19 protein-coding genes are annotated in these 20,529 nt (G+C 71.0%); 9 read left to right on the forward strand and 10 right to left on the reverse strand.

Features of this window, described 5'->3' with window-relative positions; all coding sequences use genetic code 11:
• Positions 1-8: 8 nt before the first annotated feature.
• The 3 genes from AB5J56_RS43335 to AB5J56_RS43345 all read right to left on the reverse strand — a co-directional run bounded on the left by AB5J56_RS43335 (position 9) and on the right by AB5J56_RS43345 (position 3,418).
• The gene (locus tag AB5J56_RS43335; RefSeq protein WP_369241728.1) at positions 9-932 is read right to left on the reverse strand and encodes an SGNH/GDSL hydrolase family protein; all 924 of its coding nucleotides are present in this window, start codon (positions 930-932) and stop codon (positions 9-11) included.
• 123 nt (positions 933-1,055) lie between these two features.
• Complete coding sequence (locus tag AB5J56_RS43340) at positions 1,056-2,735, reverse strand: ATP-binding protein (protein WP_369241730.1); 1,680 nt, start codon at positions 2,733-2,735, stop codon at positions 1,056-1,058.
• An 8-nt stretch (positions 2,736-2,743) separates the two neighbouring features.
• On the reverse strand, positions 2,744-3,418 hold the full coding sequence (locus AB5J56_RS43345) for a response regulator transcription factor (RefSeq protein WP_369241732.1): 675 nt from the start codon (positions 3,416-3,418) through the stop codon (positions 2,744-2,746).
• A 282-nt stretch (positions 3,419-3,700) separates the two neighbouring features.
• On the opposite strand from AB5J56_RS43345, the gene AB5J56_RS43350 reads away from it, so the two are divergent.
• Together AB5J56_RS43350 and AB5J56_RS43355 are read left to right on the forward strand one after the other, a co-directional pair.
• Complete coding sequence (locus AB5J56_RS43350) at positions 3,701-4,111, forward strand: STAS domain-containing protein (protein WP_369241734.1); 411 nt, start codon at positions 3,701-3,703, stop codon at positions 4,109-4,111.
• A 57-nt stretch (positions 4,112-4,168) separates the two neighbouring features.
• A complete protein-coding gene (locus AB5J56_RS43355; protein ID WP_369241736.1) occupies positions 4,169-4,543 on the forward strand; it encodes a hypothetical protein in 375 nt (124 codons plus the stop codon).
• Positions 4,544-4,561: 18 nt separating this feature from the next.
• On the opposite strand, the gene AB5J56_RS43360 is transcribed toward AB5J56_RS43355, so the two are convergent.
• Positions 4,562-5,788, reverse strand: a complete 1,227-nt coding sequence (locus tag AB5J56_RS43360) for a PP2C family protein-serine/threonine phosphatase (protein WP_369241738.1) — start codon at positions 5,786-5,788, stop codon at positions 4,562-4,564.
• 76 nt (positions 5,789-5,864) lie between these two features.
• Complete coding sequence (locus tag AB5J56_RS43365; protein ID WP_369241740.1) at positions 5,865-6,881, reverse strand: zinc-binding alcohol dehydrogenase family protein; 1,017 nt, start codon at positions 6,879-6,881, stop codon at positions 5,865-5,867.
• Positions 6,882-7,023: 142 nt separating this feature from the next.
• On the opposite strand from AB5J56_RS43365, the gene AB5J56_RS43370 reads away from it, so the two are divergent.
• From AB5J56_RS43370 to AB5J56_RS43385, 4 genes are all read left to right on the forward strand, one after another.
• The gene (locus tag AB5J56_RS43370) at positions 7,024-7,821 is read left to right on the forward strand and encodes a VOC family protein (RefSeq protein WP_369241742.1); all 798 of its coding nucleotides are present in this window, start codon (positions 7,024-7,026) and stop codon (positions 7,819-7,821) included.
• Positions 7,822-7,993: 172 nt separating this feature from the next.
• On the forward strand, positions 7,994-9,022 hold the full coding sequence (locus tag AB5J56_RS43375; RefSeq protein ID WP_369241744.1) for a winged helix-turn-helix domain-containing protein: 1,029 nt from the start codon (positions 7,994-7,996) through the stop codon (positions 9,020-9,022).
• Between the two features lie 124 nt (positions 9,023-9,146).
• Positions 9,147-9,851 (forward strand): ribonuclease H, encoded by a 705-nt coding sequence (locus tag AB5J56_RS43380; RefSeq protein ID WP_369241746.1) that lies wholly within the window; start codon positions 9,147-9,149, stop codon positions 9,849-9,851.
• A 22-nt stretch (positions 9,852-9,873) separates the two neighbouring features.
• Complete coding sequence (locus AB5J56_RS43385; RefSeq protein ID WP_369241748.1) at positions 9,874-10,827, forward strand: RNA polymerase sigma-70 factor; 954 nt, start codon at positions 9,874-9,876, stop codon at positions 10,825-10,827.
• A gap of 73 nt (positions 10,828-10,900) precedes the next feature.
• Here the strand turns inward: AB5J56_RS43385 and AB5J56_RS43390 are convergent, their stop codons facing one another.
• The 4 genes from AB5J56_RS43390 to AB5J56_RS43405 all read right to left on the reverse strand — a co-directional run bounded on the left by AB5J56_RS43390 (position 10,901) and on the right by AB5J56_RS43405 (position 13,847).
• On the reverse strand, positions 10,901-11,653 hold the full coding sequence (locus AB5J56_RS43390) for an SDR family oxidoreductase (RefSeq protein ID WP_369241749.1): 753 nt from the start codon (positions 11,651-11,653) through the stop codon (positions 10,901-10,903).
• Between the two features lie 158 nt (positions 11,654-11,811).
• Positions 11,812-12,429 (reverse strand): hypothetical protein, encoded by a 618-nt coding sequence (locus AB5J56_RS43395; RefSeq protein WP_369243137.1) that lies wholly within the window; start codon positions 12,427-12,429, stop codon positions 11,812-11,814.
• Between the two features lie 196 nt (positions 12,430-12,625).
• The gene (locus tag AB5J56_RS43400) at positions 12,626-13,450 is read right to left on the reverse strand and encodes a tyrosinase family protein (RefSeq protein WP_369241751.1); all 825 of its coding nucleotides are present in this window, start codon (positions 13,448-13,450) and stop codon (positions 12,626-12,628) included.
• A 37-nt stretch (positions 13,451-13,487) separates the two neighbouring features.
• The gene (locus tag AB5J56_RS43405) at positions 13,488-13,847 is read right to left on the reverse strand and encodes a tyrosinase cofactor (protein WP_369241753.1); all 360 of its coding nucleotides are present in this window, start codon (positions 13,845-13,847) and stop codon (positions 13,488-13,490) included.
• Between the two features lie 397 nt (positions 13,848-14,244).
• Between AB5J56_RS43405 and AB5J56_RS43410 the strand changes: the two genes are divergently transcribed.
• From AB5J56_RS43410 to AB5J56_RS43420, 3 genes are all read left to right on the forward strand, one after another.
• Positions 14,245-15,450 (forward strand): FAD-dependent monooxygenase, encoded by a 1,206-nt coding sequence (locus AB5J56_RS43410; RefSeq protein ID WP_369241755.1) that lies wholly within the window; start codon positions 14,245-14,247, stop codon positions 15,448-15,450.
• 92 nt (positions 15,451-15,542) lie between these two features.
• Positions 15,543-16,988 (forward strand): MFS transporter, encoded by a 1,446-nt coding sequence (locus tag AB5J56_RS43415; protein WP_369241757.1) that lies wholly within the window; start codon positions 15,543-15,545, stop codon positions 16,986-16,988.
• Positions 16,985-17,578 carry a TetR family transcriptional regulator gene (locus AB5J56_RS43420; RefSeq protein ID WP_369243139.1) on the forward strand — a complete coding sequence of 198 codons (594 nt, stop codon included), beginning with the start codon at positions 16,985-16,987 and terminating at the stop codon, positions 17,576-17,578. Before AB5J56_RS43415 ends, AB5J56_RS43420 begins: the two co-directional genes overlap by 4 nt.
• A gap of 24 nt (positions 17,579-17,602) precedes the next feature.
• On the opposite strand, the gene AB5J56_RS43425 is transcribed toward AB5J56_RS43420, so the two are convergent.
• Entirely contained in the window at positions 17,603-20,281 is a 2,679-nt protein-coding gene (locus AB5J56_RS43425; protein ID WP_369241759.1) for a tetratricopeptide repeat protein, read from the reverse strand.
• Positions 20,282-20,529: the final 248 nt, after the last annotated feature.

Raw genomic sequence — 20,529 nt, forward strand, 5'->3', positions numbered from 1 at the left:
GGGATCGGTCAGCGAACGTGGTCGGCGATCGCCCGGGTGATCTCCCGTGTGATGCGCAGAATGCCGGGGGAGCGCACCGCGCACGGCTTGGGCGTGGATGTGGTGGGTCCGAGACAGAAGTGCAGGTAGTCGTCGTCGCGGTGCAGGGTCGTGCGGTCGCGGCCCGGCTGGGTGCAGTAGGCGGAGTGTGCGTGCTCGTACGCGGTGCACGGCAGGTACTGGGCCCAGGTGTAGCGGGCCGCGGCGGGGCTGACCGCCTTGCCGGCATCGGCCAACAGGTCGCCGGAGGCCCCGGCCCGCACTTCGTAGAGCGCGTTCACACGGCGCACGCGGTCGGGGGTGATCGGGTCAGGCCCTTGCAGCACCCACACGATCCGGGGCCGCTTCGCACCGCCCGCCTCCGAGATCTGCTCGGTCAGCTTCTTCATGTCGGCGGTGTAGCGCGAGAAGTAGCGGTGCTGGTTCGCCGAGTAGGTGATCCCGTCCATGCAGGGCGTGTAGCCCCAGGAGTTGCCCCAGAACTGGAGCACCACGAAGTCCGGCTGGAGCGAGCGCACCAGGGCGGCCGCCTTGTCCGCGGGCGGGACCAGCGACCTCGTCGCGGTGCCCTCCAGGTAGTCGCACAGAGTGGTGCCCGAGTACGGGGCGCTCGTGTACCGCGCGTGCAGCCGGTCCCGCAGCAACTTCCCGAGGACCTTCTGGTTCTCCATGGCGAGGGAGTCCCCGAGGTAGAGCACGGTGGGGGCCTTCGCCGCGATGCCCTTGGTGTCCGCGGAGGCGGGCGGCCGTTGATGCGTGGTCGTCGACGGGGACCGCGAAACCCCTGGCGCCGCGGGAGTGGGCGGCGAGGCCTCGGGCCCCGAGGCCGGGTCCCCGCACGCGCCGAGCAACAGCCCGGCCAACAACACCCCCACGATCCACGGCTTCCGCATGCAGCAACTCCCGCCCCGCCCGCCGAAAGGGTTCCCCAGGCAAGCACAGCCGGGTACAAGGCGGAAGACCCGTGTCGGCCACGCGTGCGGATGCCCAGCCCCGGCACCGAACCGGCGCGGGCCTCACCGTTGCCCGGTGTCCTCCGCCAGCAGCTCCAGCAACTCCGCCAGGGGGAGCGGCTTGGCGAGGTGCGTGTCGAAGCCGGCCGCGCGGGACTGGCCGTGGTCGCTGCCGCGGCTGAAGCCGGAGACCGCGATGAGGCGGACCTTGGCGCCGTGGGGGCGGGAGCGGATCTCGCGGGCGACCTGGTAGCCGTCGATGTCCGGCAGGCCGAGGTCGCACAGGACGACGTCGAAGAGATGGGACTCGGTGGCAGTCAGCGCGTCGGCGCCGGTGTGGACGGCGGTGACGTGGTGCCCCTGCCGCTCCAGCAGGGCGCGGTAGGTGGTGGCCAGGTCCGTGTTGTCCTCGACGATCAGGATGGCGAGCTGGCGTGGGGCGCGCCGGGCGGCGGAAGGCAGCCGGGGCGGGGGTACGTCGGTGGCGGCCAGGGGGAGCAGGACGGTGAACGAGGCGCCGGTGCCCGGTCCCCGGCTGTGCGCGTCGATGCGCCCGCCATGGAGTTCGACGATGGTCCGTACGACGGACAGGCCGAGGCCCAGTCCCTCGGGGGTGCTGGGACCCGCGGGCGCCGCCCGCATGAAGACGCCGAACAGCTCATCGGCCTGGGCCGGATCGAAGCCGATGCCGTCGTCCTCGACAGTGAGCCGGGCCTGTCCGTCCGCCGTCGAAAGACGCGCCGCCGCGCGGCCACCCGGCAGCGTGTACTTGAGCGCGTTGGACAGCAGGTTCGTCAGCACCTGGGCCAGCCGCAGCCGGTCACCGTCGACGAGTACCGGATCGGCGGGCAGGCCGACGACCAGGGTCCGCTGCTGCTGGTCGAACAGGCGGCGGAGGTCCGCGCAGGCACTGTCCACGACGGTCCGCAGGTCGGCCCGCTCCCGCACCAGCTCCAGACGTCCTGTCAGGGCCCTGGTCCCGTCCAGGAGGTCGTTGCTCATCCGCGCCAGCGTGCCGAGCTGCCGTTCCAGGACGGAGAGCGCCGGGTGCCCGTCCGGCAGGTCGAGGGCGAGCAGCTCGGTGGCGGCGGTGGCCGCGGCGAGCGGATTGCGCAGCTCGTGCGAGAGCGTGGCGATGAACCGGTCCTTGGCCTGCTGCTCCTCCCTCAACTGACGCCCCGTCTCGTCGAGTTCGACGTTGGCGCGGCTGAGCTGCTCGTTCACCTCACGGATCTCCCGGGCGCGGACGAAGAGGTCGATCTCCATGCCCTCCGCGCGGGTCTGCGCCTCGGCGACCGCCCGCTCGTGGTCGCGCCCGGCCTGGCGCAGCCGCACGAAGTCGGTGACGTCCTCCACGCGGTGGATGATGTGCGACACCTGGCCGTCACCGTCCAGCACCGGCGAGTTGACCGGACTCCAGTAGCGCTCGGCGAAGCCGCCCTCCTCGTCCGTGGGGATGTCGTAGCGCTGGAGGGCCATCGTGTCCGTGCGCCCGGTGGAGATCACGGTCTCCAGCGAGCGGCGCAGATTCCGTACGCCGTCGGCCGCGGGGTCCTCAGGGTTGTCCGGGAACACCTCGAACAGGCGGCGCCCGACGATGCCGCGCTGTGTGCGCGTGGCGGTCAGGTAGGCGCGGTTGACCTCCACGATGGTGAAGTCGGGCGTCAGGATCAGCAGCGGGGAGAGTGTCGAGTCGAACAGGCGCCGGAAGTCCGGGGCGGGTGGGGGGATGCTCGCGGACATGGCGGCCCTCAGGGATCGAGTCGGTACCCGTAGCCGCGCACCGTGGTGATGCGCGGCGCGGGCGTGGACAGGTCGGTGAGTTTGCCGCGCAGCCGGTAGACGTGCTCGACGACGGTCGCCGGCGGCTGCCAGGACACTCCCCAGATCTGCTCCAGGATCTGCTCGGAGGAGAAGACCCGGCCGGGTGAGCGGGCCAGCAGCTCCAGCAGCGCGTACTCCTTGGGGCGCAGCGTCAGCACCGCGCCCCCGACATCGGCCCGGCGGGCCGCGGTGTCGACGCGCAGCCCGCCCACTTCGAGAATCTCCGCGATCTCCGGCGGCTGCGAACGGCGCAGCACCGCACGGATCCGGGCCACCAGCTCGCGCTGCGAGAAGGGCTTGACGAGATAGTCGTCCGCGCCGATCTCCAGACCCGCCACCCGGTCCGCCTCCTCGCCGCGCCCGGTGACGACGATCACCGGCAGACGGCTGGTGGAGCGCAGCGCCCGCAGCAGGTCCAGCCCGCTGCCGTCCGGCAGCCCCAGATCGAGTACGGCCAGATCGATGCCGCCCTCGTGCATCACGGCCTTCCCGGCGCGGGCGTCGATCGCCCAGGTGACGGTGAAACCCGCACGCTCCAGATAGGAACGGCACATCAGTGCGAAGTCGGGATCGTCCTCGATCAACGCGAGGTGAGTCCGCATCGCTCACCGCCCGGTCCCGGTGCCGCCCACACGTTGTTGCGCTGGTGAGCGGGCGTTGATCTCCCGACCATGTGGCGAAGGTAGAACAGAAGCAGCCCACGGTTCAAGGGGGAGCCGCTCAGGGGGAGTTCCGGAACGGGCTCGTGCGGTGCGGGGGTGCCGATCGCCGCACGAGCCCGCTCCGGGACGGGCTGCCTGGCACCTCCGGACCCGTGGTGACCACACCGCGCACGGCTCCGCATGCCTGCGCGCCGCGCACGGAAACGGGACGGAACCACCAGATTGAGCGAGCACGCCCTGGAGCGGGTCACCGGGATGTCCTGGTCCCCGCCCGGCGACCACGCCCAGCTGTACGCGGCGGACGCGTTGCTGGTCGTGGCACTGCACGGCGACGTCGACCTCGCCGCCACCCTCCCCGTACGCCCCTGGATCGACTCGGTCGCCGCGCTGCGCGCGCCCGGCTACGTCGTCGACCTGCGGGCGGTCACCTTCATCGACAGCACCGGCCTGGGCATGGTCCTGCGCTTCCGCCGCCGCGTCGTCGAGGCCGATGCCGCGTTCGGCCTGCTGTGCGACCCGGGCATGCTGCGCCTGCTGCGCGCGCACGGCACCTTGGACCTGCTCCACCCTTCAACCACACTGGACGAAGCCCTGGCGGACGTCACCCGCACGGGGGACCAGTGCCACGCATGAGAGCGGCACCCCGTCCTCGCTCCGGCCGAGGCCCGGGTCCCGCCGGGAGGTGCGCAAGTGGATCCGACACAGCGAGCGCTCGACGCGGCGATGACGATCGACGGAGCGCTCGGCGCCGCCGTCGTGGACTATCTCAGCCGCGTGACCCTGGGCGTACGCGGCGGAATGAGCGGCTTCGACCTGCACAAGGCGGGAGAGGTGGATACCGATGTCGTACGGGCCAAACTGCACGCCCTGACCGTCCTCGGCTATCCGGTCGACAGCCTGGAGGACATCCTGGTGACGCTGACCGGCGAGTACCACCTCATCCGCCCCATCACCCGGCGCAAGCTGCAGGGCATCTACCTCTATCTGGTCCTGGACCGCCGCCGCGCGTCGCCCGCCGAGGCCCAGGACCGGCTCCGGCAGATCGAGTCCGACTGGGAGCTGTGATTCGCCCGGCCCCGCGCCTCACGCTCCGGGCCGCCGGTGGATGCGGGCCGCCAGCACCGCGACGTCGTCCTCGGCACGGTGTGCGCCGAGCCGGTCGAGGAGCCGGTCGAGCAGCTCGTCGACGCCCGCTCCGGGCGGCAGCCGCAGCCCGGCCAGTCGTGCCAGCGAGACGTCGATGTCCTCCCCGCGCCGTTCCACGAGTCCGTCGGTGAACATCACCAGGGTGTCGTCAGGGGTGAGCGTGCGGGTGGTCGCTTCGTAGCCGCCCACACCTGTGCCCAGCGGGGGCCCGACCGGCAGATCCACCAGCTCACCGGTGCCGTCCCCGGCGAACACGACCGGCGGCAGATGTCCGGCGCCGGCCAGCGAGACCGTGCCGCGCGCCGGATCGACCCGCACCAGCAGACAGGTGGCCGGGCGCCGCGTGCCGTCCTCTGACACGGCGGCGTCCAGGCGCCGCAGCACCCGGTGCGGCGGCAGGTCCGTCGATGCGACGTAGCGCAGCATCGAGCGGTAGGCGTTCATGTCCACCGCCGCGTCCAGACCGTGCCCCATGACATCGCCCACCACCAGCAGGGTCCGCCCGAAGTGCAGCCTCACGGTCTCGAACCAGTCCCCGCCGACGAGCGTTCCGCCGCCGGCCGGCAGGTACCGGGTCGCGAGCGTGAGGTTCGGATGGGGCCTCCCCGGCTCCGCCAGGAGCGCCCGCTGAAGGTCCAGCACGGTGCTGCGTACGGCACTGTGCAGCCGCGCATGGCCCAGGTGGACGGCGGCGAGCCGGGCCGCGTAGTGAGTGATGGACGTGTCCCGGGGGGTGAACGGCGTGCCGTGCCGGACCGCCAGGAGCACCCCGTACAGCCGGCCGTGCGCCAGCAGCGGAACCGTCATGACCTGGCGGGCGACACGGCCGGACAGGTCGAGCGAGGCGGTGATGGGATGCCCCTCGTCCAGCGCCCGCACGGACAGCGGCCGCGCGCCGTGCGTACTCCAGGGCGTCAGCAGCTCGCTGCGCCCGGCAGCGGCGACGCGCGACAGTGCGGGGTCGGGCGGGTGCAGGTCGGCCGGGACGTCCTCGGGCAGCAGATCCACGGCGGCGGCGTCGCACACATGCCGGCACACGAACGCGGTCAGCTCGGCGCACGTGGTCCGCTCGTCCAGCCCGGTGCCGATCGACTCGACGGCATCGTCCACCGGATCCAGCGGCGCCCGCGCACCCGCAGTGTCGTCACCGCCTCGGCCCGACATGCCACCTCCACCGCACCACACGCCTGGGTCCATCCACGCACGCGGGCGGCGGGCCCGCACCCGCGCGGCGGCGTGGTCAGTGCAGCGGCGGCAGGTCGTTCACCAGCACCGCCGCCCCCTCGAAGCGGCCGGCCTTGAGGTCTTGCAGGGCCTGCGGGGCGCGGGAGAGCGGGTAGGTGTGCGTCGTGGCGCGTACGCCGTGCAGCGCCGCGAGCCGCAGGTACTCCCGCCCGTCCTCGCGGGTGTTGGAGGTGACGCTGCGCAGCTCCTTCTCGTAGAACAGTTCGGTCTCGTAGTGCAGCGGTGGTGTGTCGCTGAGATGGATCCCGGCCACGGACAGCACGCCGCCCCGGTCGAGCGCCCGCAGTGCGACGGGAACGAGGTCCCCGACCGGAGCGAACAGGATCGCGCTGTCCAGCGGTTCGGGAGGTGCGTCGTAGGCCCCACGGGCGGAGGCGGCGCCGAGGTCCAGTGCCAGCCGCCGCGCGGCCGTGTCCCGCGTCAGCACGTGCACGGTGGCGCCCTCCGCGAGCGCCAGCTGCGCGCACAGATGGGCGCTGCCGCCGAAGCCGTACAGCCCGAGCCGCCCGCCCGGTGGCAGCGCGGCCCGTCGCAGCGCCCGGTAGCCGATGACGCCCGCGCACAGCAGCGGCGCCAGGGTCACCTCGTCGACGTCGTCCGGCAGTCGGTAGGCGAAATCCGCGGCCACGGTCGTGTACTGCGCGTATCCGCCGTCGGCGTCCCAGCCGGTGTACTCCGACGCGGGGCAGAGGTTCTCGGCCCCGCGCAGGCAGTACGCGCACGTCCCGCAGGTACGGCGCAGCCAGGCGACGCCCACCCGGTCCCCGACCGCGAAGCCGCTGACCGCCGGGCCCACCGCCGCCACCTCACCCACGACCTCGTGGCCGGGCGTCACGCCGGGGCGGTGAACGGGCAGGTCGCCCTCACTGACGTGCAGGTCGGTGCGGCACACCCCGCACGTGCGGACATGCACGAGAAGCTCGTCGGGCCGCGGCGAGGGAAGCGGCTTCTCGACGAACCGCAGCGGCTCTCGCCCGACCGGGCCCGGCTCGGCCACCACCCACGCGCGCATCCTCAGCCCCGTCCCGTCGACGACTTCGAAGCCCCGGATTCCAGTCTGGTGCAGGTGCACCGCTCGGCGCGCGGTGCGGCCGAAGCCTGGCTAGCGTGGCAGGCGCACCCCGTCCGTCGAAGCGGAGAGAGAGTCGAACGCCATGGCTGTACGAGCTGAGGGAACGCCGTGTTGGGCCGACGCGATGTTCAGCGATGTCGAGGGGGCCAAGAGTTTCTACGGTGACGTGCTCGGCTGGACCTTCGGCGAGGCGTCGTCGGAGTTCGGCAACTACACGCAGGCCTACGCGAACGGCAAGGCCGTCGCCGCCGTCGTCCCGCCGATGCCAGGGCAGGAGAGCCAGTCCGCCTGGTGCCTGTACCTGGCCTCGCGGGACGTCGCCGCCACCGCGGCGAAGATCCGGGACAACGGCGGCCAGGTGCTGATGGAGCCGATGAAGGTCGGCGACTTCGGCTCCATGCTGCTGGCCCTCGACCCGGGCGGCGTCGCCTTCGGCGTGTGGCAGGCGGGCGTCCACGAGGGCTTCGAGGCGCAGGGTGTGCCGGGCGCCTACTCCTGGGCCGAGATCTACACCCGTGAGCCCGAGAAGGCGGACGCCTTCTTCCCCGCCGTCTTCGGGTACAGCGCCAAGCAGATGGAAGACGACGCGATCGACTACCGGATGTACAACCTCGGCGAGGACACGGTCCTGGGCCGGATGAAGCTGACGGGTGACTTCCCGCCCGAGGTTCCGCCGTACGTCAACGTGTACTTCGCCGTCGAGGACTGCGACGCGGCGGTGGCGAAGGCGACCGACCGCGGCGCCGTGGTCCGCTTCGGTCCCATGGACAGCCCCTTCGGCCGGTTCGCGGCACTGAGCGACCCACAGGGTGCGGCGTTCTCCGTCATCGACATCACCACGACCGAGGGAGACATGCCCAAGGCGACCGAGGTCTCCTGAAACCGGCGGAGCGCGGTGAATCCCCTCGCCCGGGGATTCACCGCGCTTTGCCGTGCCACGTGGGGCGATCATGGAGCGCAACCGTGGGCATGCCATGCTCGTCTTTCTCTGTGGTCGCGGTAATTCCGCACGGCTGTAACCCCCCACGAGGATTGCGAGCGAAAGAGGCCGCATGCTCCGCATTCACTTCACCTCGAACGATCTTCAGAACATTCGCATGGCCCGGCAACCGGATCCCCTGTGGGAACTGATGTGCAGTGTCTGCCGGTTGGAAACAGGACAAGGACCGCTCGAATTCGGCCAATGGCGCCGCTCGGCCTTCGACCGGCTCTCCCGGGATTCCGTCGCGGGACGCGCCCTGCGCCCCCTGCGGGCGCTCATCCCCGCCTCCGGGTACATCCCCGACTTCCTCACGCCACCGGTCACCGGCGACGGTCTGCACGAGGGCCTGGACCAGATTCGCCGCACCCCGCGAACGCAGCTCGTCCACGAGATGACCCGGCTGGCCGAGGCCCGCCGGGTCCCGAACTGGACCACCACCCTGGGCAGGCCCGGCAGCGACAGCCTCAAGTCCCTGGCCAACGCCCTCGGCGTCTACTTCCGGTCCCTGCTGGAGCCGTACTGGCCGCACATCCGCGCCGCGGTCGGCAACGATGTCGGAGTGCGCTCGCACGCCCTCCTCGACGGCGGCACCCAGGCGCTGCTGGAGGGGCTGGCCCCGCTGGCGCGCTGGAACGCCCCGGTGCTCGAAGTCGACTACCCCACCGAACGCGACCTCCACCTGGAAGGGCGCGGCCTGCTGCTCGTGCCCTCGTACTTCTGCTTCGGCCGGCCCACCGCGCTGGCGGACCCGGGCCTCGACCCGGTGCTGGTCTACCCGGTCGCGAAGACACCCCTTACGGTTGCGCCCGGCTCCGAGGGCGGGCTGGAACGCCTGCTGGGCCGCACCCGGGCCGCCGTACTGACCGAGGTGGCGGGCCGAAGCGCGCGGACGACCTCCGAGGTGGCGCGCGCCGTGGGGATCGCGCTGCCGAGCGCCAGCTACCAGATCGGCGTCCTGCGCGACGGCGGACTGGTCGCCAGCCACCGCGACGGCAAGTACGTCCTGCACATGGCGACCTCCCTGGGCGTACGGCTGCTGGGTGCGGACGCCGGGCAGGGACGGATCCCGTCTCCGTTCACCGGCGGCCAGGGCCGGTAGCCACGGGACCGCCCGCCGGCGTGGATCACGTCAACCACGCCGGGGCGCGGGGCGGTTCGGCGCACGGTGTGCCCGGTCCGGCCAGGGCCCTCGCCCCGTGCGGGGACCACGGCCGGACCGTGGCATGATCAGGGTCATGCCTGAACGTGTTGTGGCCGCCTGCGACGGGGCTTCGAAGGGAAACCCGGGACCTGCCGGCTGGGCCTGGGTCGTCGCCGACGGCGAGGAGACCCCCACCCGCTGGGAAGCCGGCCCGCTGGGCACGGCGACGAACAACGTCGCCGAACTCACCGCGCTGGAGCGCCTGTTGACGGCGATCGCCCCGGACGTACCGCTCGAGATCCGCATGGACTCGCAGTACGCGATGAAGGCGGTCACCACGTGGCTGCCCGGCTGGAAGCGCAAGGGCTGGAAGACGGCCGCAGGAAAGCCCGTCGCCAACCAGGAGCTCGTCGTCCGTATCGATGAACTCCTCGCCGGCCGCACCGTCGAGTTCCGCTACGTGCCCGCGCACCAGGTCGACGGGGACCGCCTCAACGACTTCGCCGACCGTGCCGCCAGCCAGGCGGCGATCGTCCAGCAGCCCGCGGGCAGCGACCTCGGCTCCCCGCAGCCGCCGGCCGCCCCCGACGCCCCGGCGCCCGCTGCCACGCGCCGCCGCGCCCCCTCCAAGACGCCCCGGCAGGGCACGTCGACGCGCACCCTCAAGGCGAAGTTCCCCGGCCGTTGCCTCTGCGGCCGCTCCTACGCCGCGGGCGAGACCATCGCCAAGAACCCGCAGGGCTGGGGCCACCCGGAGTGCCGTACGGCCGAGACGAGCGGCGCGTAGCCCCGTTCCGTGCGGAGAATGAGTGGTCAGCACCCTGCGCGACATGGCCCGGACGGGGGCGAACGTGGAAGAGAGCACCGATCCGGATCTCGCGTCCGTCGGACCGGAGGATCTCGAACAGGCCGCGGTGATCTTCACTCGCGTCCGGCCACGTCTGTTCGGGATCGCGTACCGCATGCTGAGCAGCGCCACCGAGGCCGAGGACCTGGTGCAGGAAGTATGGCTGCGGTGGCAGAACTATGACCGCACCACGGTGACCAACCCGGCCGCGTTCCTGGCGACGACGACAACGCGGCTGTCCATCAACGCACTTCAGTCCGCGCGGGTGCGCCGCGAGACGTACATCGGACCCTGGCTTCCCGAGCCCGTCGACACCAGCGCCGATCCGTACCTGGGCGCCGAGCGGGGCAACGCCCTGGAGGTCGCGGTGCTGATCCTGATGGAGAAGCTCTCACCCAACGAACGTGCCGCGTACGTGCTGCGAGAGGCGTTCGACTATCCGTACCCGCAGATCGCCGACATCCTCCGGTCCAGCGAGGCGGCGGCCCGCCAGATGGTCAGCCGGGCCCGCAGACGCGTGACCGGCGAGCGGCGGACCCCCGTGACCGTAACCGAGCAGCGGAGACTGCTGACCGCGTTCATCTCGGCCGCCCGCTCCGGCGACCTGGCCGCCCTGGAGCAGCTCTTCGCGGCGGACGTGACCAGCTACTCCGACGGCAACGGCGCCGTGCGGGTCTCCCGTCGGCCGGTGGTGGGAGCTGTGCGGGTGGCGAAGTTCCTCATGGCGGTCGCGGACTGGTTCTGGGTCGGCGTCGACGTGCAGTGGTTGAGCACGAACGGGGAGGCGTCAGCGCTGCTGCGCCGCGACGGCACTGTGTTCGCCGTGCTCACCGTCGACGCCTCGGCCGAGGGCATCGGCCAACTGCTGTGGGTGTTCAACCCGGCCAAGATCGCCGCGCTGTCCGTCACGGACTGAGCCGATGTCCGGATGAGCGGCCCGTACGACGCGGGGATCGATCGCGCCGTACGGGCCCGCCGACGTCGCGACGTCAGTCCGCTGAGCGGGGCTGACGCTCCAGCCACTTCCGGTAGTCGGTGGGCGCGATGACAGCGTCCTCCTCGGCGATGAGGGCCTTGCCGGGCACGGCGGCGAACATGCCGGCGCCGGCGTCGGTGACGACGGTGCGGTGGTCGTCCTGGGCGGCGAGGGTGATCCGGCCCAGTTCGTCGAGCGGGAAGACCTCGGGTCCGGCGACGTTGCGGGTGCCGTGCAGCGGACTGCCCACGCTGACGTCGGAGACGGCGCGGGCGACATCGGCCGCCGCCATCGGCTGCACGGGGGTGGCGGGCAGCCGAACGGTGTTCTCGTCGGCCGTCCACGACAGCACCGCGTCCATGAACTCGAAGAACTGCGTGGCGCGGACGATCGAGTATGGTACGGGGCCGGCCTTGAGGATGTCCTCCTGGAGGACCTTGGCGCGGTAGTAGGCCAGGTCGGGCACCTGGTCGGCGCCGACGATGGAGAGGATCACCGCGTGGCCGACCCCCGCGCGGTCGGCTGCTGCCACCAGGTTGTCCATGCTCGTCCGGAAGAAGGCCGCGGACGCGTCGTCGAAGGTCGGCGAATTCGTCAGATTCACGACGACGTCGGCGCCCTCCAGCGCCTCGTTCAGGCCCTCCCCGGTGAGGAGATCCACCCCGTTCGACAGCGAGTACGGCACCGCCTGATGCCCGCCCGCCCGCAACATTTCGACGACCTGCGACCCGATGAGCCCGGTGCCACCGATCACGGCGATCTTCATGCCAATCACACCTTCCCTGCGTACCTGATCCTGCCAAGAACGAAGGACGGCCTCTCTGCCCACCAGAGCTTCGGTCACCGTCCTGCTCACCAGGCATGACAGGACAGCCGTGCCGACTGTGACAGCTTCGCCGGATTTTCTTCGTGGCGCTTCTTGATCTACCCGGCGGCGCCGAGCGGCGCGGTGGCGGTCAGGGACTCGTCGAGCTTCGCGACGAGGCGGGCCGTGAGCGCGGCGGGCACGTCAGGGGCGGCCCACTGCTCGACGAGGCCCAGGAAACCGGTGAGGTGGGCGCGCACGGAGGTGAGCAGTCCCGGAAGGTCGGTCAGCGGCAGTTCGATGGCGGGACCGGGCGGAAGCCGCTCCGCATCCGGCCACAGCCGTACGAGCGGGCCCGCGTACTCGACACCAGGCGTCGGGTCGTGGCCGAGCCAGGGCTCCTCGCCGTCGAGGAGGCCGAGCCAGTCCCGCCAGTTCTCCAGACCGAAACAGCAGCCCGGCTCCACGGTGACCCCGGTCGTGGTGTCGCGGATGCGGAGGCCGCCGGGGGCGATGACGGTTTCGGCCGAGGCCAGGCGGTGGAGCAGTTCGACGCCGCTCTCGGGCGACCGGTGCTCACCGGGAGCGTCGTTGTAGCAGGCCAGCGCTGCCACCGCGGTTCCGACCTCCAGCGGTGACAGATCGCCGGAGAGGGTGAGCAGGCGCTCCGCGGGCGGATCGGCGACGGGCCACAGGGCGAAGTCGGCGGCCTCGTACGTCTCGAGAACGGCATCCATGATCAGCACGCGCCAAGTGTTGCCGCCCCTGCCCGTGGGCGCCTGCCCTTTTCGCCGGAGGGAATCGCCGGAGGGAGCGAGGGTCCCCATGGCCCGTGAGGCGGGACGACCCCGGCGGTCCTGGTGGCGCGTCAGTCTGGACGGTCCCGGTGGTCCGTCAGCCTGGACGGGCCACCGGGACCGCGCCTGTCCGCGGTCAGACGGTGTCGAACGTGTAGTAGGCCGTGTGATCCAGCATGTCCGCCGGTCGGACGTCGTTCCACGGCTTCATGGTCTCGTTGAGATCGACCACGTTGGGCGTCCCTGCCGTCGGCAGATAGCCGGAGTCCGGGTGCCGGCTCTGCCACTCGGCCCAGAGCTTGTCGATGTAGGCGTGGTGCAGCCAGAAGACGGGGTCGTTGGGGGAGACGCCGGTGCCCATCTGACCGCCCACCCAGACGTGCACCCGGTTGTGCAGGTTGACGCCCCGCCAGCCTTCGAGGTGGTTGCGGAACCCGTCCGAGCCGCTGTTCCACGGCGCCATGTCGTAGGTGGACATGGCCAGCACGGAGTCCACTTCGGCGCGGGTGGGCAGCTCTCGGGTGCCGCCGGCGAGCGAGCGGCGCAGGTACGTCCGCCCGTCGACGCGTACGGTGATCGGCCAGTCGCCGGTGGAGGCGGCGAACGGCCCGTCCATCACCCGGCCGTCCAGGCTGCGCCCGGTGCCGCCCAGGAAGTCGGGAGCCCACAGCGAGGAGCGCGGGGAACGGTCGGTGCTCCAGTCCCAGTACGGCAGCGCCACTGAGGCGTCCACCGACTGCAGCGCCTGCTCGAACTCTATGAGGAATCTGCGGTGCCAGGGCAGGAAGGACGGCGAACGGTGGCCTGTCCGCTCCCCGTTGTCGGTGTCACCGATGATGAAGGCGTTGTGGGTCGTGACGAACGCGTCGTAGCGGCCACTGCGCTTGAGTTCCACGAGCGCGGCGACAAGGCGGCGCTTCTCGTCGGTGGTCAGGCTCGCCTGGTTCTTGCGGACGGTCATGTGCGGTGACTCCAGGGTCTGTTGATGCCGGGTCGGGTCAGGCGAGGGGGACGAGCGGGGAGCCCTGGAGCTCCAGGACCGCCGCACGGGCGGCGGCGCGCGGGGTGGCCACGGGGTCGTAGTGACTGATGACGCTGATCCAGCTGCCGTCGGCGTTCTGCATGACGTGCAGTTCCACACCGTCGATCAACACGGCGTATCCGCCGCCGTGATGATGGCCGCCCCCTTCGGAGGGGCGGCCCTGTATCCGGCGGCCGCGGTAGACCTCGTCGAAGGCCTCGGGCCCACCGTGGTGGGGTGCGGCGGACGCGGCAGGGGCTGCGGCGGCCAGGGAACCGGCAGTTGCGGCCAGGGCGGCCGCTGCCCCGAGGGCTCGGCGACGACTGAGTTCCGGCATGCGGAGACCTCCTGTGTTCGTTCCCGCGGCACACGCGTCGGCATATGCCTCAGGAATCAGCTCGTTTGACGACTCGGCATGCCTATCGGGCCATCAGGGAGCGGGGGAAATCTCCGGAAACGGGTTGGCTACGATCCGGACAATTGAGTAAATGTCATACAGGATTGAACAAGGATGATCTTGTTGCGTGGAACGCCCTGGAGCCCCGGAAGAGCAAATTCCGCCCTGCGGAAGACGCTTGCGCGGAAGATCCTCCGGGGTGGAGGGGGAGTGGGTGTCGCGGCTCACGTCCACAACCTGACGTGATCCCGCGCAGTGCGGGCGAGCAGTCGCCCCGCCAACCCGCTGCTACTCTTCGTGCTCAATTGACCACTTTGCGCGACAACGAGGAGTGTGCGTGCAGATCGCGTGCGTCGGTGGCGGGCCCGCAAACCTGTACTTCTCGATCCTGATGAAGCTCCAGGACCCGTCCCACGACATCACCGTCCACGAGCGGAACCCGGCCGGATCGACCTACGGCTGGGGCGTGACCTACTGGGGCGCCCTGCTGGACAAGCTCCACGCCCACGACCCCGAATCCGCCCGCGCCGTGCGAGACAACTCGGTCCGCTGGAGCGACGGGATCGCGCACGTCGGAGGCCGTACGACGGTGCACCACGGCGACGAGGGATTCGGCATCGGCCGTCGGCGCCTGCTCGAACTGCTCACCGACCGGGCCCGATCCCTCGGAGTGAAGGTCGAGTTCGAGCACGACATCACCGCCGACGAGCCACTTTCCGGCGCCGATCTGGTCGTCGCCGGCGACGGAGTCAACAGCGTGCTGCGGCAACGGCACACCGAGCACTTCGGGAGCGACGTCAAGCTGGGCCGCAACACCTACATCTGGCTCGGCACCACCAAGGTCTTCGACTCCTTCACCTTCGCCTTCGTGGAGACCGACCACGGCTGGATCTGGTGCTACGGCTACGCGTTCAGCGAGGAGCACAGCACCTGTGTCATCGAGTGCTCTCCGGCGACGTGGACCGGACTCGGGCTCGACGAGGCGAGCGAGGCCGACGGTCTCGCCCTGCTGGAGAAGCTCTTCGCCGACGTCCTGGACGGGCACGCCCTGATCGGACGGGCGCAGGCCGACGGCTCCGCCCAGTGGCTGAACTTCCGCACCCTCACCAACCGGACCTGGCACCGCGGCAACCTCGTCCTGCTCGGCGACGCCGCCCACACCACGCACTACTCGATCGGCGCGGGCACCACCCTCGCCCTGGAGGACGCGATCTCCCTGGCCGGAGCGCTGAACGAGCATCCAGAACTCCCGGCCGCCCTCGCCCACTACGAGCAGGAACGCCGATCCGCACTCCTGTCGATCCAGAGCGCGGCCCGCCACAGCGCCCAGTGGTACGAGAACCTCCCGCGCTACATCCGCCTGCCACCTCCGCAGATGTTCGCCCTGCTCGGCCAGCGCCACTCGCCGCTGCTGCCGTACATCCCGCCGCAGCTGTACTACCGCCTCGACCGGGCCGCCGGGCAACTGGAGACGCTGCGCCGCTTCAAGCGCTGGCTGGGGCCACGGCTGGCGCGCACGGTGCAGGCCCGCTCCGGACGGTGAGCAAGGAGCGACCAGGTTAGGTGAATGGCGATTCACTCGCTAGAGTGAATCGCCATTCACCTAATTCTTCATATCGCTTCCCTGGAGTGCCCATGGCGTCCTTGCGCGACCGACTGGCCGTCCCGGTCCTCGCGTTCGGCGGGATTCTCATGGCGGTCATGCAGACCGTGGTCGTGCCCCTGCTGCCTGACCTGCCCCGACTGACCGGCGCCTCCCCGGGCGCCGTGTCCTGGATGGTCACCGCCACGCTGCTGTCCGGCGCGGTCCTCACCCCGGTGCTCGGCCGCGCCGGCGACATGTACGGCAAGCGGAGGGTGCTGCTCGCGGCGCTCGGACTGATGACCCTGGGCTCGCTCCTGTGCGCCCTCACCTCCGACATCGGCATCCTCATCGCGGCCCGCGCGCTCCAGGGCGCGGCCGCCGCCGTCGTGCCCCTGTCGATCAGCATCCTGCGCGACGAACTCCCGCCGGAGCGCACGGGATCCGCCGTGGCCATGATGAGCTCCACCGTGGGCATCGGCGCCGCACTCGGCCTGCCGCTCGCCGCACTGATCGTGCAGTACGCCAACTGGCACGTCATGTTCTGGGCGACGACCGCGCTCGGCGCGGCCGGACTGGCCCTGGCCTGGTGGGCGGTGCGCGAGTCGCCCGTCCGCGAACCGGGCCGCTTCGACACCCTCGGTGCACTGGGGCTCGCCGCCGGGCTGATCTGCCTCCTCCTCGGCGTCTCGCAGGGCGGCCAGTGGGGCTGGACCAGCGGGCGGATCCTCGGACTGTTCGGCGCCTGCGTCGTCGTACTGACCCTCTGGTGGATCCAGCAACTGCGCACCGAACGACCGCTGGTCGATCTGAAGCTGGCCGCCCGCCCCCGCGTCGCCCTCCCGCACCTGACCGCGCTGCTCACCGGATTCGCCTTCTACGCCAACTCGCTGGTCACCGCCCAGCTGGTGCAGGCGCCCAAGGCCACCGGCTACGGACTGGGGCTGTCCATCGTGGCGACCGGCCTGTGCCTGCTGCCCGGCGGCGTCACCATGCTGCTGTTCTCGCCGGTCTCCGCACGCATCTCGGCCGCCCGCGGCCCACGCGTGACCCTGGCCCTCGGGGCCGCGGTCATCGCCCTCGGCTACGGCGTACGCGTCGCGGACAGCCGCGACCTGTGGGTCATCATCCTCGGCGCCACCGTGATATCCACCGGCACGACCCTGGCCTACTCCGCCCTGCCCACCCTGATCCTGCGCGCCGTACCGGCCGGGCAGACCGCGTCCGCCAACGGCGTCAACGTCCTGATGCGCACCATCGGCCAGGCCGTGTGCAGCGCCGCCGTCGCCGCCGTCCTCGTTCACCACACCGGCCTCGTCGCCGGCATCCCGGTGCCCACCCTGCACGGCTACCTGCTGGCCTTCGCGATGGCGGGTACGGTCGCCCTGGTGGCCTGCGCCGCCGCCCTGGCCATCCCCGCCGACCCCGCCTCCCGCGACACCCGACGCGCCCGCGGCCGTACGACAGCGCCCCACGACGAGGCGCTCGAAGGAGCCTGAGCACCGTGACCACCCCGCCCACCGGTCTCGCGGCCACCGCACCGCCGCGCCGCGACGCCGAGGCGACCAAAGCGGCCATCCTCCACGCGGCCCGCTACCTGCTCGCCCGGCACGCCCACACGGACATCACGCTCAAGGCCGTCGCCGACCGGGCGGGAGTGAGCCCGCCGCTGATCCTGAAGTACTTCGGGAACAAGGACGCGCTGTTCGCCCGGGTGATGTCCTTCGAGGCCGACGCCGATGCCCTGCTGGACGCGCCGATCGAGGAACTCGGCCGGCACATGGTGTGCCATCTGCTGGTCAGTCAGACCGAACAGGGCGCCGACCCCCTCCTGCGGATCGTCTTCGCCCCGCTCCAGGGCGAGCAGGGCGACATCCTGCGCGCCAACTTCCGCACCCAGGTCAGCGACCGCCTCGCCCGCCGGCTGACCGGACCCGACGCGGGCCTGCGCGCCGAACTCGCCGCAGGCGCCCTGCTCGGGCTCGGCGTGATGTACGGCATCGCGCGCGGCACCCACCTGCGGGCCACGGCCATCGAGGACATCACCGACCGCTACGCGCCGCTCGTACAGGCCCACCTGACGCCGTGAACCGCGGTGGCGTCCGGTCGGGGCTCAGATGAGCCAGAGCGAATGGCGGATGCGCCTGGCTTCGGATCGCAGGGCCGCGGCCTCCTCGTGACCGCCGCGGGCGTCCGCGCAGTCCGCCAGATGTTCGTAGACCGCCATCAGCAGCGGGTGGTCATGGCCCAGCGCCTCCTTGAAGATGTCCTCGGCCTCGCGCAGCACATGCTCCGCGCGGGTGTGTTCCCCGGCGGCGCGCAGGACCGGCCCGAGCCGGGTCAGTGACTTGGCCCGATAGTGATGCCGTACGCCGTACTTCTCCGCGTAGATGGCGATGGCCTCTTCGAGCGTGCGGCGGGCTCTGTCGACGTGGCCCTGGGAGAGTTGCAGCGAACCGACCTTGTTGAGACAGGCTGCGTACTTGTGGGCCTCGGTCGCCCGGCGCTTCCGGTGTATTTCGAGGACCGGCATCAACAGGGCCTCTGCCCGGGCGAGTTGGTCGCGCTCTGTCCGGCGGAACCTGCGGATGCGCAGCGGATGACGGGTTCTGCGCGCGTGGGCGTGCGCCTCGTCGCCCAGCCGGCGGGTCACATCGGCCAGGAACTTCGCCACCTGTGCCGTCTCGAAGTCCTCGTTGCCGCGGTACTCCTGGAAGACGGAGAGCGCGTGGGTCAGTTTCGTGTGCGCCTTGTCGAGCTCGCCGCGGTCCTGGTCGACGATGCCGAGGTCACGTTCGATCATGGCGCGGAATACCACGAACTCGCTCAGCTCCTGGTTGCCCCGGTCGGGGACGAACTCCAACGCGCGCTGGTAGTTCTTCAGGGCGAGGGGCAGGCGGCCGGCGTTGCGGTAGATCATGCCGATCTCCTGCTCCGCCACGGCCCGGTCGAGGGTGTCCCACTCGGGCCCCTGCCGCTGGTAGATCTCCACCGCCGCGCGCACCGCCGTGCTTGCCTCCTCGAAGCGGTTGCGCTCGCGCATGATGCCGCCGAGCTGCCGCTGGCACCTCGCCTGGAGGAGCAGGAAGTCGGTGTCGCCGTCGTGGTCCTGGCACAGCCGCAGCGCCTCCCGGCACTCGGTCTCGCCGTCACCGAGCGAGGCCAGCAGGTAGTGCTGCCGCGCCACCGCCAGTTTGGCCGTGGCGTGCCGGAGCGGGCTGCCGAGCCCGATCCCGCACAGGTCCGCCTCCTTCATGAACAGCGGCAGCGCGCTGCCCCATTCACAGCGTGTCTCCTGGTACACGCCCACCCGGTGCAGCAGCCGGGCCAGCGCCTCGGGATCCTGCGACGCCCCCAGGGCACTGTCCTTGCCGTCGAGCCACACGAGTTTGGCGATGGCCGCCTCTGCATGGGGCATCAGCCGCTCGCACTCGGCCCGCGACTCGAACTGGTCCGGTTCCGCCGGGAACCACGCCTCGACCAGCCGGGCCGCGGCCTGCGACCACGCCAGGCGGCCGCGAATGTCGAGCCGCTCGCGGATCAGCTCCTGCACGCGCGGATGCATCCCGTACGAGACGTGGCCGATGCGGCCCTCGTCGGTGCGGGTGAGCAGCGAGTGGGCTTCGAGGAGGCGCACCTCGCGGCTCAAGGCGGTCGGGTCGTTCAGCATCTCGCACAGCGTGGCGGGCACCACGGCACTGTGCTCGACTAGCTGCACCCTGCGGATGTCCTGGGACGCCAGGAAGGCGAAGAGCCGCAGCAGATCCACCGCCGCGGGTGAGGTCGCCGAGATCTCCTCGATGGCGAGCCGGAAGGTGTCCTCGTCGTTGGCCTTGCGCGGCAGGTCACGCAGGTACTCCTGCACGGTCACGCCCGCCTTGACGATGTGCGCCGCCGCCTGCTCCAGAGCCAACGGAAGCCAGCCGAGCTGCTCGCCCAGTGCGGTGAGGTCCGAAGCGTCCTTTCCGTCGGCGCTGCTGGTCCGCTGCTGCAGGAACTTCAGCCCCTCAGCCGGTGAGAAACCCCGGAGTTCGATGGGCAGCGCGCAGTGATCCTCCCAGCCGCCGGGACCCCGGGTGGTGATGAGCAGTTCGCCGCCGGCGCCGCTCAGGGATTCCAACTGCTCACGCACCACCGGGTCATCGGGTCGCGCGTCGTCGAATACGAGAAGCCAGCCGGGGTTCGCACGCAGCCAGTTGCACAGTTTCGTGAGGACGACGTTCTTGTTCGCCTGGTCGGGAATATTGAGGTGCCCCGCGAGTTCCAGCAAATCGGTGCGCAGGGTGTCCGGGCGGGAGGCGTTGAGCCACCAGGTGATGGTGTGCCGTTCGAGCTGCTTGCGCGCGTAGAAAACGGCCAGCTGGGACTTTCCGGCGCCGCTCTGCCCGTACATCACGCATACACGGGGCAGTGTGCCTCGCTGCTTTCGGCGCAGTAATCCCTCACGGCTGCTCACGGGCCTGAGCGTCTTCGTGATCTGGTCGTGCTGGAATGCGCGTTCGGTGAAGTACTTCCCCAGCAGCGGGAGTTTGTGCGGGGGAGCCCCCAGCGGTCTGGCCAGGCCCGCGCCGATCGGCTCCCGGGAGCGGTCGTGGTAGTCCTTGACCGCGGCGGCTACGGCGACCAGCGCCGCCGCCCCACCCACGGCCCACCACAGCAGCGGCCCGCGCAGGTCGGTGGCTTTGACGACAATGCCCAGTGCGAGGGTGACGGCGGCGCTGACCCCTGAGAGGACGGCGATGACCGACCACGTACCTCTGGCGTTGCCCGGCCCTCCCCGCCGTACGGCCATCGCTTCCCCCGAATCTCCGCCCTGCGGGCCCACCGGCTATTTCAGCGCCGCTCAACCCGCAGTAAAGTCAACGAGCCTACAGTTTTCCCGTTATGTGTTTGTCGTAACCCGCTTGAGTGGAGCGGTAGTTGGCGGCGTGTGCGTGCGGGGAGGCAGTGAAACTGCGGTAGCGTCTTCCGCTCGCGGATGTGGATGTTCCGCCGTACTGCCCGGGGCTGCCCGAGCACGGTGGCCAGGGCAGGTCGGAG

It is taken from the genome of Streptomyces sp. R21 (assembly GCF_041051975.1).
GTDB lineage: Bacteria > Actinomycetota > Actinomycetes > Streptomycetales > Streptomycetaceae > Streptomyces.

Excerpts from the sequence above, each read along its gene's own strand:
- AB5J56_RS43345 (WP_369241732.1), bottom strand. The coding sequence starts at position 3,418 with ATGCGGACTCACCTCGCGTTGATCGAGGACGATCCCGACTTCGCACTG.
- AB5J56_RS43340 (WP_369241730.1), bottom strand. The coding sequence starts at position 2,735 with ATGTCCGCGAGCATCCCCCCACCCGCCCCGGACTTCCGGCGCCTGTTC.
- AB5J56_RS43400 (WP_369241751.1), bottom strand. The coding sequence starts at position 13,450 with ATGACCGTCCGCAAGAACCAGGCGAGCCTGACCACCGACGAGAAGCGC.
- AB5J56_RS43365 (WP_369241740.1), bottom strand. The coding sequence starts at position 6,881 with ATGCGCGCGTGGGTGGTGGCCGAGCCGGGCCCGGTCGGGCGAGAGCCG.
- AB5J56_RS43390 (WP_369241749.1), bottom strand. The coding sequence starts at position 11,653 with ATGAAGATCGCCGTGATCGGTGGCACCGGGCTCATCGGGTCGCAGGTC.
- AB5J56_RS43425 (WP_369241759.1), bottom strand. The coding sequence starts at position 20,281 with ATGGCCGTACGGCGGGGAGGGCCGGGCAACGCCAGAGGTACGTGGTCG.
- AB5J56_RS43375 (WP_369241744.1), top strand. The coding sequence starts at position 7,994 with ATGCTCCGCATTCACTTCACCTCGAACGATCTTCAGAACATTCGCATG.
- AB5J56_RS43415 (WP_369241757.1), top strand. The coding sequence starts at position 15,543 with ATGGCGTCCTTGCGCGACCGACTGGCCGTCCCGGTCCTCGCGTTCGGC.
- AB5J56_RS43405 (WP_369241753.1), bottom strand. The coding sequence starts at position 13,847 with ATGCCGGAACTCAGTCGTCGCCGAGCCCTCGGGGCAGCGGCCGCCCTG.
- AB5J56_RS43370 (WP_369241742.1), top strand. The coding sequence starts at position 7,024 with ATGGCTGTACGAGCTGAGGGAACGCCGTGTTGGGCCGACGCGATGTTC.
- AB5J56_RS43335 (WP_369241728.1), bottom strand. The coding sequence starts at position 932 with ATGCGGAAGCCGTGGATCGTGGGGGTGTTGTTGGCCGGGCTGTTGCTC.
- AB5J56_RS43395 (WP_369243137.1), bottom strand. The coding sequence starts at position 12,429 with ATGGATGCCGTTCTCGAGACGTACGAGGCCGCCGACTTCGCCCTGTGG.
- AB5J56_RS43380 (WP_369241746.1), top strand. The coding sequence starts at position 9,147 with ATGATCAGGGTCATGCCTGAACGTGTTGTGGCCGCCTGCGACGGGGCT.
- AB5J56_RS43360 (WP_369241738.1), bottom strand. The coding sequence starts at position 5,788 with ATGTCGGGCCGAGGCGGTGACGACACTGCGGGTGCGCGGGCGCCGCTG.